Origin of the sequence: Pseudarthrobacter raffinosi (assembly GCF_023913735.1) — a bacterium.
In the GTDB taxonomy this organism is placed as follows: domain Bacteria; phylum Actinomycetota; class Actinomycetes; order Actinomycetales; family Micrococcaceae; genus Arthrobacter; species Arthrobacter raffinosi.
This window is the reverse complement of the sequence record NZ_JAMXBH010000001.1, coordinates 208908-222381: the sequence shown is the minus strand read 5'-3', so window position 1 is coordinate 222381 and position 13474 is coordinate 208908. Positions and strand designations below refer to the sequence as shown.

Below are 13474 nucleotides of genomic sequence, written 5' to 3'. Positions count from 1 at the left end.
CACGGGGAAAAACGCAGTGAAATAGCCGGCGCATGACCCTGGGGACAAGCTCCGGGCACCGTTGCGCCGCCACACTCCGCGCGGCAGGCAGAGGGCATCAAAGCCCTGTCTGGTCCTGCTGCGCATGAAGTGAAATTATCCGAAGGCCTTCCCCGACCCCGGCTAATAGTTCTCCACTGTAACCGTAGCGTTATAAAGCGGCCAAGAAATTTACATACGAGGTATGTGAACCAAGCAATGTGACGAGGCCCAGGTCAGTCCCACGATCCGTACGCCCGCACGGTATTTTCGCTAATCCGGGTGCAGAGCTCCGCGAGGTCAGTTCCTGTCAATTCGGCCATGGCGCGGACGGTGTACGGCACCACATAACTGGCGTTGGGACGGCCGCGGTGCGGATGCGGAGTCAGGAACGGGGCATCCGTTTCCACCAGCACCAGGTCCGGGTCCGCCACTCCCAGCGCGGCGCGGAGGTTAGCCGCATTCTTAAAGGTCAGCGTGCCGGCAAAGGACATGTTCCAGCCTGCGGCATTGCAGATCCTGGCGAGCGCCTCATCACCCGAGAAGCAATGAAACACAACCCGCTCCGGAGCCCCCTCCTCGCGCAGGACCTGCACGACGTCGTCGTGCGCATCGCGGTCATGGATCTGCAGCGTCAGGTCCAGGCGCTTGGCAATATCGATATGCCGTCGGAACGAATAGCGCTGGTGGGCCAGGCCCTCCCCTTCGGTGCGGAAGAAATCAAGGCCGGTCTCGCCGATAGCCCGGATCCGGGGGTGGGCGGCCAGTTGCTCAATCTCCGCCAGCGCATCTTCCAGCTCGCCGCGCCTGGCATAGTCCGGGGCGTCGTTGGGGTGCAATGCCACTGCCCCAAGCAACCGGCTGTCCAGGTCAACGGCGCGGACCGTGAACCGGGAGGACTCCAGGTCGCAGCCCACCTGGACGGCCCCCTGCACTCCGACCGCCTGGGCCGCATCCAACGCCGCGGCGATGCCCACCGGGCTCTCGCCATCGGGGAAATCCAGGTGCGTATGGTTGTCCATCACGGGGACCGGCAGCGGCTCCGGCGCCGGCGGATAGTCCTGCCGCGCCTGCCGGCCGGCGTCTGCAGGGTCCGCCCCGGCGGCACGGTAAGCGGCGGGAATCAGCGAATTGCACATCCCTCAAGCCTAGCGGCGGCGGATCGCGGCAGAATTCCCGGAACTCTCTGTCAGCAAGGGCAGTTGTGTTAGTAGGCTGGTACGAACAGATGCGAACGCCCACCGCCGGGCGAAGGCAGGCCTGCTGTCCCGTTCCGGGTGATCCCCGGACTGAAAGGTTGCAGATGGACTCCCACCGCCGCACCGCCGTCAACGAGGTAACCCCTGCCAGCCGGAACTTTACCCCCGTGACGGAGCAGGTGGGCCATCTCAACGGTTACAAGGCAGCAGCCATGGACGCGGACTCATTCCACGCGGCCAGCCAGCGGATCCTGGCCTCGATCAACACCGTCATTGACGGAAAGTCGGATGCGGCCAGGCTTGCCCTGACGGTGTTGCTGGCCCAGGGCCATCTGCTCCTGGAGGACGTGCCAGGTGTGGGCAAGACCCTCCTGGCCAAAACCCTCGCCCGGAGCATTGACTGCACGGTCAGCCGCATTCAGTTCACTCCTGATCTGCTGCCTTCGGACGTGACGGGCGTGTCCATCTATAACCAGGCGTCGCGGCTGTTCGAGTTCCGCCCGGGTGCCGTCTTCGCCAACATTGTTATTGGCGATGAAATCAACCGCGCGTCCGCCAAGACCCAATCCGCCCTCCTGGAGTGTATGGAGGAACACCAGGTGACCGTGGACGGGGACTCGTACAAACTCGACGAACCGTTCATGGTGGTGGCCACCCAGAACCCGATCGAGATGGAAGGCACCTATCCACTCCCCGAGGCCCAGCGCGATCGCTTTATGGCGCGGATTTCCATGGGCTATCCGGACAAGGACTCCGAAATCGAAATGCTGGAGACCCATCAGGCAACCTCCCCGTTGACCAAGGTCTCCGCTGTGGTCACCTCGGCGGACGTCGCAGCGATGATCGCCACGGTCCAACAGGTTTACGTCTCCCAGGCCATCAAGGAATACACCGTCTCAGTAGGCCGCGCAACGCGCGAAAGCCCCCTGCTCCGGCTGGGCGCCAGCCCTCGCTCCATGCTCCAGCTGCTCCGGGCCGCGAAGGCCACGGCGGCGCTGGACGGCCGTGATTTTGTGCTGCCAGACGACGTCGTCAGCGTGGCGGAATCCGTGCTGGCCCACCGGATCATCCTGGACCGGAAGGCGGCCGGCGCCGGCGAGACCCCGCACAGCGTCATCCGGGGCATCCTCTCCCGGCTCCCGGTGAACCAGGACCCGGTGAACAACCCGGCCCCGCCGGCCGGACTGCGGCGGAACCACTAGGCAGGGCCGTCATATGGCGCTGCGTGACCGACTGCCCCGGCACCTGTTCAGCCAGCGTGGCTGGGGGCTCCTGGCCGCCGGCGCCGTCTGCCTGTTGTCTGCGCAGATCATGGGGCGGCGGGACCTGCTGAGCCTGAGTGTCCTGCTCATCGTCCTTCCCCTGGTTTCGCTGGCCGGGATCAGGCTCCTCAAGCCCCGGTTCCAGGTTTACCGCGAGTTCAACCCGTCCCCGGTGGAGACCTCCGCCGCCACCACAGTGCGGCTCGCCGTGGCGCGGACCGGTTACGGGGGCGGCCGGGCGATCATGGAGGAACGGCTGCCGCCACGGTTCGGCGAGTCCCCGGCCTTCCATTTCCCCGCCCGCTCGGCCAAGGGCGGGACCAGCAGGTACGAATACCACTTGCGCTCCACCAAACGCGGACAGTACCTGATCGGCCCGGTAACCGCAGAGTTCACGGATCCGTTCGGGCTGTCCCTGCACAGGCGGTCAATTGACGACGGCGACACACTCACCGTGACGCCCGCCGCCGTCGAGCTTCCCGTGACGGGCCTCGCGGGAGCCCGCGGCAACGACGGCATCACAGCAACCCGTACCCGCGCCAACCCCAGCGACGATGACGTCATGACCCGCGAATACCGCCCGGGCGATCCCATGCGCCGGGTGCACTGGGCGGCCACCGCGCACCACGGCGCCCTGATGGTGCGCCAGGAGGAGTCCGTCACGACGCCGGAGGCCACCATCATCCTTGACCAACGGTTCGCGGCATTTTCCGGCGGGCACGGATCCGGTTTCGGGGGCAATGCGGCCGTGGACGGCCACGAGATGATCACCAGCGGTTCGTTCGAGTGGGCCGTGGTGGCCGCGATCTCCATCTGCAGGCACCTGTCGGAGCGGAACTACGCCCTCCGCCTCCTGGGCCCCCGCGGCGAACCCGCGTTCCTCCGCTCCCCGTCCGCACCGGAACCGGAAGCGGAAGAGTTCAGCGGAGTGTCCGGGCTCCAGTCGATCGCCGAAAGCCTCGCCGCCATCCAGCTGTCCGGTCCGCACCACGCTGCCCGGGACCACGGTGGCCAGGATGCCGGACCGGCCGTTTTCGACGATCACCTGATGGACAAACTCTCCGCCCACCGGATGCGGGGGCCCCTTATTGCCGTGCTCGGCAGGATCTCTCCGAGCGAGGCCAGAGCCCTCGCTCCGGCGGCGGGTTATGGCGCGAATGCCTTCGCCATCATCGTTTCCGAGAGGCCCGCGGATTCCGAGGACTCTTTGGAGGCCCTCCGCCGGGGCGGCTGGCGGGCAGTGGCGGTGCCAACCTCGGTTCCGGTCCCGGACGCCTGGGCGCACTTCGACCAGGGTGGTGCTGCGCCGGCCACGGCAGCGGCAGACGTACGCCGCGGAGCGGCGGTGGGACGGTGACACTGGCACCGGAACGCAACGCGTCCCGCGGGCAGGCAGCCACAGGTGCCCCGGGCCAGGTTCCGGCACGGACGCGGGTCGGGGCGTACCACTGGGCCATGGCCGGCGCCGTCGCCCTGTCCGTGGCCGGCGCCGCGATTTCCCTCAACGGTGTCCTGCGGGGTTGGGCCTGGTACTTGCCCCTCTTGACCACGGTGGTGGTGGTCTGCCTGACCATCGCCACGCTCCGCGCGCTGCGGGCCCATCCTCTCGTGGTGGCTGCCGGCGGCTTTGCCTCCCTGATCGCGATTCTCACCCTGACGTTCTTCCGGAGCACGGGCATTGCCGGTTTCATCCCGTCCGGGGCAACCCTGGCTGAAGTGGACAGGTTCGTCCGCCGGGCGAGCGAGACGGTACTTGCGGAAAGTGCCCCGGTGGCCCCGAACGCCGGAATCGTTATGGTCAGCTGCGCAGCCCTGGGCCTGACAGCCATCCTCATCGATGCGCTGGCCGTACCGCTTGGCATGCCGGCAACAACCGGACTGGGCCTGCTGGCCATCCTGGTAGTCCCCGCCACCGTGAAGCCCCAGAGCGTGGGGGTTTGGGGCTTCACTGCCACGGCGGCCGGGTACCTCCTGATCCTCGCGTTCAGCCAGTGGTTTGCACCGGATTCCCGCACTGCGGCCGACAGCGGCCGGAATCCCGGCCAGTTCCGGCGGGCCATGCTGACCGGAACCGTGGCACTGGTGGCAACACTGGCAGTGCCGGCGGCCATCCCCGGGTTCGACCACGGCACGTTTCCGCAGGGCTCCCGGCTGAACCCGTGGGGCGCCGGGACCGGCTTGAACCCCATAATTACCTTGGGAAACAGCCTGCGGGCACCGGCCGGCAGCGGGCGGATCACCTATGCCACCAACGCGGCCGGGCCGCTGTATCTGCGGTCCGTCACAGTTGACAATTTCGACGGCGAATCCTGGGGACCTGATGACCGCGACGCAGAGCGCCGCCCCGTGGCCGGACAGTTTGAGACGGGCCACGAGATCGTCGCCGAGGAGCAGCTCCGCCAGGTGACTGCCGTGGATACGGGCACGTTCACCAGCCCGTACCTGCCGTTGCCGTACGCGCCGGAAACAATCCGCGGGCTCAATGGCGCCTGGACATGGGACCCGGCCACCTTGGCCGTCAAGGGTTCCAACACCAACACGCGGTCACAGCAATACCTTGTGGTGTCCACGGCGCCGAAGCTCACGGCCACCCTCCTTCAACAGTCGTCGCAGGCCGTGCAGGGAATCCCGGCCGACTTCACCAGGGTTCCCGGCAACGTCCCGGACATCGTCCGCAGCACGGCTGACACGGTGACAGCTTCGAGTGACACACCCTTCGCCAAGGCCATGGCCATCCAGAAATACCTTCGCTCAGGGGAGTTCACCTACTCGCTCCAGTCACCTGTCCAGGGCGGCTACGACGGTAACGGGCTCTCGGTGCTGGCCGATTTCCTGACCCAGAAGAGCGGATACTGCATCCATTACTCGTCCGCGATGGCCGTGATGGCCCGGCTGGAAGGTATCCCCAGCCGCATCGCGGTTGGCTACGCGCCGGGCCGAAGCACTGGTTCCACGGTTTCAGTGGCCGGGCAAGGGGCGCTGCCGGAGTATGAGGTGGACGCCCGGGACGCCCACGCGTGGCCCGAGCTCTACTTCCAGGGATTGGGGTGGGTGCCCTTCGAACCCACGCCGTCGCGTGGTGTCATACCCGCGTACGCCACGGAAACCAGCACACCCGGCATCCCCGGTTCGCTGGGTAATAACGAGGACCTCCTTCCCGGCGCAACCGCCCCGACCCCCACACCAAGCGCCACGGCCGTGCCCCTCCCCGGTGCAGGTGGCGGCGCAGGGGACCTCGGGCAGCTGCTCCTGCCATGGCTGCTGGGGACGGCGGCCGCGCTGGGCCTCGTCCTGCTGGCGGCCTCGCCGCGGCTGGTGAGGATGGGGCGGCGTGCCCGGTGGCTCCGCACCGAAGGCCGGGCGCGGGAGGACGTGATTCCGCTGGCGTGGGCCGAAATCCGTGATCTCGGAACCGACTACGGACTGCCACCGGACGCCAGCGAAACAGCCCGGACGTATTCCACACGGCTCCGCCATTCATCGCTGCTCGGCGAACATGGAGGCATGGACGACGCCGCGCACCAAGCCATCCGCAGCCTCACCTCCGACTTTGAACGCCGGCACTACGGCCCGCCTGTCCAGGACACAGCCGGCCGCGGCAGGACAGGGGCCATTGCCCCACGCATCGCGGCGGTGCAGCATTCCCTGCGTGCCAACGCCTCGCTCCCTCGACGCCTCCGTGCCGACTGGCTCCCGCCGTCGGTTCTGGGCCGGTGGGCCTGGCTCCTGGCTGCCCCGTTCAGAGGGCTCAACAGGCTGGCGCGCCGGACGGCAAAAGCCGCCGCACGCTCCTGGTCGAGGGCACGCGGCGGCTTGTTCCGGCCGCGTGGTAGCCAATAGCGGCTCGCCGCGGCGGCTCCCTACTGGCGGTGGAGGAAGCGGCTGACCGGAGGATAATCCTGTCAGCCGGAGGTCAATCCTTTCAGCCGGCGTAGGGGTCCGCGATGCCGATGTACTGGGTGTAGAGGTATTCCTCGATGCCTTCGAGGCCGCCTTCACGTCCCAGCCCGGACTGCTTGACGCCGCCGAACGGTGCGGCGGCATTGGAGATGACACCGGCGTTCAGGCCGAGCATGCCGGTCTCGAGCCGTTCGCCCATCCGGATGCCGCGGTTCAGGTCGCGCGTGAAGACGTACGCCACCAGACCGTATTCGGTGTTGTTGGCCAGGCGGACGGCTTCGTCCTCGGTGCCGAAGGTGATGATCGGGGCGACGGGGCCGAAGATTTCCTCGGACAGGATCCGCGTGCCTTCGGTGACGCCGGTGAGGATGGTGGGCGGGTAGAAGTAGCCCGGGCCCTCGGCCGGGGCGCCGCCCAGGACGGCCTTGGCGCCGGAGGCCACGGCATCGGACACCAGCTCATGAACCTTATCCCGGCTCTTGGCATCGATCAGCGGACCCACTTTCGACTCCGGTTCGGTGCCCCGGGCGGTGGTCATCTCACCCATTTTCGCGGCGAACTTCTGGGCGAATTCGTCGGCGACGGACTCGTGGACGATGAACCGGTTCGCCGCGGTGCAGGCTTCGCCCATGTTCCGCAGCTTCGCCAGCATGGCACCGGCGACGGCGGCGTCCAGGTCCGCGTCCTCGAACACCACAAACGGGGCGTTGCCACCGAGTTCCATGGAGGTCCGCAGGACGGTCTCGGACGCGTCGGCGAGCAGGCGCCGGCCCACCTCGGTGGAGCCCGTGAACGAGAGTTTGCGCAAGCGCTGGTCCTTGATCAGCGGACCGGTGGTGGCGCCTGCCGTGGACGTGGGAATGACGTTCAGGACTCCGGCGGGCAGTCCCGCCTCCTGCATGACGGCGGCGAACAGCTGCGAGGTCAGCGGCGTGAGGTTGGCGGACTTCAGCACCATGGTGCAGCCGGCCGCGACGGCAGGGGCGATCTTGCGCGTGGCCATGGCCAGCGGGAAGTTCCACGGCGTGATCAGCAGGCACGGGCCCACCGGCTTCTTGGTCACCAGCAGGCGGGACTTGCCGTCCGGGGAGACCGAGTAGCGGCCAAACGCGCGGACGGCTTCCTCGGAGAACCAGCGCAGGAACTCGGCGCCATAGGTGACCTCGCCGCGGGCCTCGGCCAGCGGTTTGCCCATTTCCATGGTCATCAGCAGCGCGAAGTCCTCGGCACGCGCCGTAACCATCTCAAAGGCACGGCGCAGGATTTCGCCGCGTTCACGGGCCGGGACCTTCGCCCACGATTCCTGCGCTGCGGCGGCCGCGTCCAAAGCAGCTTTGCCGTCTTCGGCGCCGGCGTCAGCGATGCTGAGGAGCACCTTGCCCGTGGCGGGGTCCTCGACGTCGAATGTCTTGCCTGACGCCGCCGGGCGCCATTCGCCGTTGATCAGCAATCCGGTGGGAACAGAGGCCAGCAGTGCGATTTCGCGCTCCGCGGTAACAGCTGGCTGTGCGGTGACAGTCACGGTGACTCCCTCGTCAGTAAGGTTTGGTTCAGCCTTGGCGCAGGGCCTGGGCGGCCTGCCGTGTTGGCTGATTTACTGTCACACTACTGCCGCGGCCGCCAGAGGGTCTACGCCTGGACGCACTGCTGAAGCGAGATTTCGTTGTGCAGCTGCACAGCTGGCCTTTAGTACGCTCAGCGTGCCGCGAGGACCGCCGAGTACAGCTCCCGCTTGCTGACGCGGACGTCCTCGGCTACGGCGGCCACGGCTTCCTTGAGCCGGATTCCCTGGGCCACCAGCTCGTTGACGGCCGCCACGTGGTCCTCGGGGGTGCCCGGCGCCTGCTCAGGGGCGCCGCCCAGCACCACGGCAATCTCGCCGCGCACCTCGTTGCCTTCGGCCCACAGCAACAGTTCCCCGACCGTCCCGCGGATAACTTCCTCGTAGGTCTTGGTCAGTTCCCGGCAGACGGCGATCCGCCGCTCGGCACCGAAACGCTCGCGCAGGGCCCGCAGCATCGATTCCAGCCGGTGCGGGGCCTCAAAAAACACCATGGTCCGGCGTTCGGCCGAAAGGTCCGCCAACCGCGAGGCCCGTTCGCCGGCTTTCCGGGGCAGGAATCCCTCAAAACAGAAGCGGTCGGTGGGCAGACCGGACAGTGCCAGGGCGGTCAGTACCGCGGACGGGCCAGGGACGGCGGTCACGGTGAGTCCGGCTGCCACAGCGCCTTCCACCAGCCTAAACCCCGGGTCCGAGACCGAAGGCATGCCGGCGTCTGTGACCATGACCAGGGTTTTGCCGGACCGGACGTGCTCCAGCAGTTCCGCGGTCTTGGTGGCCTCGTTGTGCTCGTGGTAGCTGATGACCCGCCCGGCGACGGTGACTCCGAGGCTCTGGACAAGGCGGTGCAGGCGCCTGGTGTCTTCAGCGGCCACGATGTCCGCCGTCCCCAGGAGCTCGATCAGGCGGGCCGACGCGTCTCCCGTATTCCCGATGGGCGTTGCCGCCAGTACAATCCGGCCCGGCCCCGTGGCGACGGGTGCCGCTGCAGCCGGGTCCGCTGCCACGTGAACCTCTGTCTCTGGCTCCTCCCCGGCGGCAATGGAAGGTTCTGCGGGGCGGGAATCGGCGAAGGTGCTGGGGTTAGGGTCCACTCCCCCAGCGTACTGCTGGCCGGCGGCCCAAGCTGCAAAAGGTAGCATGGGGCTCGTGACGCAGACCTCCATGCGGCCTGCCGAGGCCGTCCAGACCATCGCGCCGGCACGAGGCCCGTGGATCGCCCGTCCGGCGGAGGCCTTCTCTGCCACAGCCCTCCGCGAGCGCCTGAACGGCAGCACGCGCAGCTGGCGGGATTACCCGCCGTCGCTGCGTCTCTGGTTCTGGCTGGTGCCCGCCCTGACCTCCGTGATCGGCGGCGTCCTCCGCTTTGTCCGGCTGGACACGCCGCACAGCCTGGTCTTCGATGAAACGTACTACGTCAAGGACGCCTACTCCTACGTGGTCAGCGGCTACGAACGGGGCTGGCCGGACAAGGCCAACGACTCCTTCAACGCAGGCAACCCGGCCATCCTCCTGGACACTCCCGAGTACGTGGTCCATCCGCCCGTGGGCAAGTGGATGATCGCCGGCGGCATGTGGCTCTTCGGAGCCGATAATCCGTTCGGCTGGCGGTTCGCGGCCGCACTGACCGGAACCCTGTCCATCCTGCTGCTCACGCTGATTGCACTGAAACTGTTCCGCTCAGTGCCGCTGGCTGCCGCCGCGGGCCTGCTGCTCGCCGTCGACGGCCACCACCTGGTGATGTCGCGGACATCCCTCCTGGATATCTTCCTGATGTTCTGGCTCCTGGCGGCCTTCGGGGCTTTGCTGCTGGACCGCGATGACGGACGACGGCGGCTGGCCGCACGGCTCGGACGGCTCGCGGCCGCGTCCCGGAACGCTCGGCCCGCAGCCAGCCAACTGCTGGCGGGACCGTGGCTGGGGATCCGCTGGTGGCGTCTCGCCGCGGGCGTGTGCATGGGACTCGCCATAGGCACCAAATGGTCGGGCCTGTTTTTCCTCGCCGGCTTCGGCGTGCTGACGGTCCTGTGGGACCTCAACGCACGGCGCGTCGCGGGAATCCGCGGCTGGGTCAGCGGCGGAATCATCAAGGATGGACTGCCTGCCTTTGCCAGCATGGTTCCGGTTGCGGCGGTGGTCTACACCGCCACCTGGACGGGCTGGTTCCGTTCCGAGGGCGCCTACTTCCGGAGGTGGGCCCAGAGCAACCCCTCAGCGGAGTGGGGCTGGCTGCCGGACTCCCTGCGTTCGCTGGCGCACTACCATCTGGAGGCGTACAAGTTCCACCAGGGACTGGGCTCCGAACACCCGTACGAGGCAAGCGCCTGGAGTTGGCTGGTGATGGGCCGGCCGACGTCGTTCTTCTACCAGAAGCCGGAGCAGGGCGCCCCGGGATGCGACGTGCCCAACTGCGCCTCCGCCATTCTCTCGGTGGGGAACCCGATGATCTGGTGGGGAGCGGCCATCTCGCTGGTGGTCCTGCTGTTCTGGTGGGCCGGGCGCCGGGACTGGCGCGCAGGGGCGATCCTTGCGGGCGTGGGCGCCGGCTACCTGCCGTGGTTCCTGTACCCGGAGCGGACCATGTTTTTCTTTTACGCCGTCTCCTTTGAGCCCTTCCTGGTGCTCGCGCTGGTGTATTGCCTGGGCCTCGTCCTGGGCCGGGACACCGACCCGCTCTGGCGCCGGCGGGCCGGTGTTTACCTGGTGGCACTCTTCGTCGCCGGGGCAGTCCTGTTGTCCGCATTTTTCTACCCGGTGTGGACCGCGGAGACCATCCCCTATCAGGAATGGCGCTACCGGATGTGGATGCCGTCCTGGATCTAAGGCAGGATTGCATGAAACCCTGACCAGCCGCGAACTGCGTTGAGGCAGCGGAACGGAGACGCCCCCGTGCGAGAAGCGAGCACAAACCTCCTGGTGGAGCTGGAGCCCGGCAGCAATGTCACCGATCTCCTGCGCCAGCGGGAAGCCGCCAACCCGGCCCACGCCCTCTACGCGCGCAAAGGCCCCAACGGCTGGACCGACGTTCCGGCGCAAAAATTCCTGCACGATGTCTGTGCCCTCGCCAAAGGACTGATCGCCGGCGGCCTGGAGCCCGGCGACACCGTGGCCGTCATGTCCGCCACCCGCTACGAGTGGGCCTTGGTGGACTTCGCCATCTGGTTTGCCGGCGGCGTGAGCGTCCCCATCGACGAGACCTCAACCCCCGGCCAGGTGGAGTGGATCCTGCACGACGCCGGCGCGCGCCGCGTGTTCGCGCAGGACCGCGGCAAGGTGTCGCTTATTACAGGCATCATGGAGTCTTCCATCCTGCTCAAGGACCGGCTGGTCCCCGTGGTGAGGATGGATGACGACGACGACGCCCCGAACCTCGCCAGCCTCTCGGCTGCCGGAATGGGCGTCACGGACGCCGAGCTGGAACGCCACCGCTCCGCCGCGGGCCTGGACGACGTCGCGTCCCTGGCCTACACGTCCGGCACCACCGGACGGCCCAAGGCTGCGTGATCACCCACGGCAACTTTGCACTCGTGGCCGTCAACGTCGTCGCCTTTCTCCCGGAGATCCTCAAGGGGCAGAATGCGCGCACCCTGATGTTCCTGCCGCTGGCCAATGTGCTCGCCCGCGCCGCCCAGGTGGCGTGCCTCCATGCGGGCGCCACCCTGGGACACGTCAGCCGTCCTGCTGATCTGCGGGCGAATCTGGGCACGTTCAAACCCACGTTCCTCCTGGCGGTGCCCCGGATCTTCGAGAAGGTCCGGGCGGACGCCGCGCACCAGGCTGCCGGGTCCGGGAACGCGGGGATCTTCAGGGCAGCGTCAGCCGCCGCCGTCCGTTTCTCCACGGCACAGGACACCGTCGCCCGCGGCGGGGGCAGCGGACCAGGGCTGGCGTTGCGGGCGCGGCACGCCGTCTTTGACCGCCTGGTGTACCCGAAGCTCCGCCAGCTCCTTGGTGGCCGGGTCCGTTACGCGGTATCGGCGGCCGGCCCCCTGGCACCTGAGGACGCGCACTTCTTCCGGGGCGCCGGGATCCCGGTCCTTGAGGGCTACGGGCTGAGCGAGACAACCGCCCCCTGTACGGCCAACACGCCCGCCCGGACCAGGGTGGGCAGCGTGGGCGTCCCCCTGCCGGGCACCACCATCCGGGTGGCCGAGGACGGCGAAGTGCTGGTCAAGGGGATCGGCGTGTTCAAGGGTTACCACGCCAACGAAGCGGCCACCGCAGAGGCCTTTGTGGACGGGTTCTTCCGTACCGGGGACCTCGGCGAGCTGGACCGGGAGGGCTTCCTGACCATCACCGGCCGCAAGAACCTGCCCGCCAAAATAAACGGCTGAGCACGTGCAGTTGCTTGGGGCTACGCCTCAGCGGCTATCGGCTCATCCTTGGCCAGGCCGCGACGACGGCGGGTGGGCCAAGTGAGGATGAGCGTTACCAGGGACACCAGGAGGACCAGCGCGGCGATGACAATACCGGCATCGATCCAGAACTGGCCCGGGAACAGCCTGATCAGCGTGTCTTCAAGGGCAAACGTCCAGGAACCGCTGGCGAAGAAGATCCGGTGGAATTCGGTGAAGAACTGCTGCCAGCCGAGCACGGCCAATGCGCCGAGGCCCAGAATGATCGCCAGCGCAACAATGGATCCCGCGAAGAGTCCGCGGCGCACACCGCCGGTGCTGCGGCGGCGCAGGTAGGCGATGGCCACGAGGCTGAGGACGATCAGGAGTGCTCCCCCGCCAAACGCGGAAAGGATGACAACTTTTACGTCCGCCATGTGGCCGACTTCGCCGTCCTTGAAAAGGTCCCCGCCACTGCGATTGACCAGATCACCCAGATACCGCGGCCCCGCCCAGTTGCTGAGGTAGTCAACCGCGTAGGAACCGTACGTCATCCGGTCGTCGGTGCTGAACCCGTACCCGTCGCCCGGGAACCCGGGCCTGTTGTACTCGGCCCACAGGAACAGCGGGCTGGTGACCGCACGGACGGCCAGCACGAGCAGGATCACCGGGTAGAAAAGGGCCAGCAGGACTTGCCAGATGCGCGGGGCCACGGGCTTGGCGTTGGCTGCGCTTTCGCGCTCCGCGTTGCGGCGCTCCACTTCCTCCTGCGGCGGACGGACCTGCAGCGCTGACGTGGGCAGCGGCTCGCTGAAGTGGGCACCGTTTCGGGTGGCGCCCTGGGCGGACGGTTCTTTGCGGAGCGACTCTTCTACGGAAGGTACCGCGGCGGGAGGTTCGACGGCGGCCTCCGCGGCTTTGCGGCCGGCGCGGCTTTCGGGCTGGGTGACACCGCCCTGCCCGGCACCGGCGCTACGTGCTGGGGACACGTCGGGAGTGCTGGAGTCGGAGTCTTTCAGCCAGGCAAAAGCCGGCTCTTCCGAGTCCGACGAAGTATCCAGGTCCGGATCCGGCTGCGGCTCCGTGCGTTTGGCAGGGGTCGGCGAATTGTCGTTCACAGCAGCGTCACTTCCGTTGGGTTCCACGCCGCCGGCTCTGATCCGGGCAGCGCCGTGTATCTGATATCGAGCCTACCGCCCG

8 protein-coding genes and 1 pseudogene are annotated in these 13474 nt (G+C 67.7%); 5 read left to right on the top strand and 4 right to left on the bottom strand.

Features of this window, described 5'->3' with window-relative positions:
- Positions 1 to 254: 254 nt before the first annotated feature.
- On the bottom strand, positions 255 to 1157 hold the full coding sequence (locus NG698_RS01005; RefSeq protein ID WP_252601043.1) for a TatD family hydrolase: 903 nt from the start codon (positions 1155 to 1157) through the stop codon (positions 255 to 257).
- Between the two features lie 164 nt (positions 1158 to 1321).
- Here NG698_RS01005 and NG698_RS01000 point away from each other — a divergent pair, with 164 nt between their 5' ends.
- Genes NG698_RS01000 through NG698_RS00990 form a run of 3 tightly spaced genes read left to right on the top strand, consistent with a single transcriptional unit; the run spans position 1322 to position 6319 of the window.
- Complete coding sequence (locus NG698_RS01000; RefSeq protein WP_252601041.1) at positions 1322 to 2419, top strand: AAA family ATPase; 1098 nt, start codon at positions 1322 to 1324, stop codon at positions 2417 to 2419.
- 13 nt (positions 2420 to 2432) lie between these two features.
- Entirely contained in the window at positions 2433 to 3836 is a 1404-nt protein-coding gene (locus NG698_RS00995) for a DUF58 domain-containing protein (protein WP_252607823.1), read from the top strand.
- Positions 3833 to 6319 (top strand): transglutaminase TgpA family protein, encoded by a 2487-nt coding sequence (locus NG698_RS00990; protein ID WP_252607822.1) that lies wholly within the window; start codon positions 3833 to 3835, stop codon positions 6317 to 6319. The genes NG698_RS00995 and NG698_RS00990 overlap by 4 nt, the downstream gene beginning before the upstream one ends.
- Before the next feature lie 82 nt (positions 6320 to 6401).
- On the opposite strand, the gene NG698_RS00985 is transcribed toward NG698_RS00990, so the two are convergent.
- Positions 6402 to 7901: an NAD-dependent succinate-semialdehyde dehydrogenase gene (locus NG698_RS00985; RefSeq protein WP_056348055.1), complete on the bottom strand. Its 1500-nt coding sequence runs from the start codon at positions 7899 to 7901 to the stop codon at positions 6402 to 6404.
- A gap of 173 nt (positions 7902 to 8074) precedes the next feature.
- The gene (rsmI, locus tag NG698_RS00980) at positions 8075 to 9034 is read right to left on the bottom strand and encodes a 16S rRNA (cytidine(1402)-2'-O)-methyltransferase (protein WP_252607821.1); all 960 of its coding nucleotides are present in this window, start codon (positions 9032 to 9034) and stop codon (positions 8075 to 8077) included.
- Between the two features lie 46 nt (positions 9035 to 9080).
- Here rsmI and NG698_RS00975 point away from each other — a divergent pair, with 46 nt between their 5' ends.
- Positions 9081 to 10763 carry a dolichyl-phosphate-mannose--protein mannosyltransferase gene (locus tag NG698_RS00975; protein WP_374209889.1) on the top strand — a complete coding sequence of 561 codons (1683 nt, stop codon included), beginning with the start codon at positions 9081 to 9083 and terminating at the stop codon, positions 10761 to 10763.
- Positions 10764 to 10829: 66 nt separating this feature from the next.
- Positions 10830 to 12247: pseudogene (locus NG698_RS00970) on the top strand (AMP-dependent synthetase/ligase); the annotation flags it as partial.
- 47 nt (positions 12248 to 12294) lie between these two features.
- On the opposite strand, the gene NG698_RS00965 reads toward NG698_RS00970, so the two are convergent.
- Positions 12295 to 13392, bottom strand: a complete 1098-nt coding sequence (locus tag NG698_RS00965; protein WP_252607820.1) for a TIGR01906 family membrane protein — start codon at positions 13390 to 13392, stop codon at positions 12295 to 12297.
- Positions 13393 to 13474 lie beyond the last annotated feature (82 nt).

What these genes read in the sequence shown, in the direction of transcription:
- NG698_RS01005 (WP_252601043.1), bottom strand. Translation starts at nt 1,157, where the DNA reads ATGTGCAATTCGCTGATTCCCGCCGCTTACCGTGCCGCCGGGGCGGAC.
- NG698_RS01000 (WP_252601041.1), top strand. Translation starts at nt 1,322, where the DNA reads ATGGACTCCCACCGCCGCACCGCCGTCAACGAGGTAACCCCTGCCAGC.
- NG698_RS00975 (WP_374209889.1), top strand. Translation starts at nt 9,081, where the DNA reads ATGGGGCTCGTGACGCAGACCTCCATGCGGCCTGCCGAGGCCGTCCAG.
- NG698_RS00995 (WP_252607823.1), top strand. Translation starts at nt 2,433, where the DNA reads ATGGCGCTGCGTGACCGACTGCCCCGGCACCTGTTCAGCCAGCGTGGC.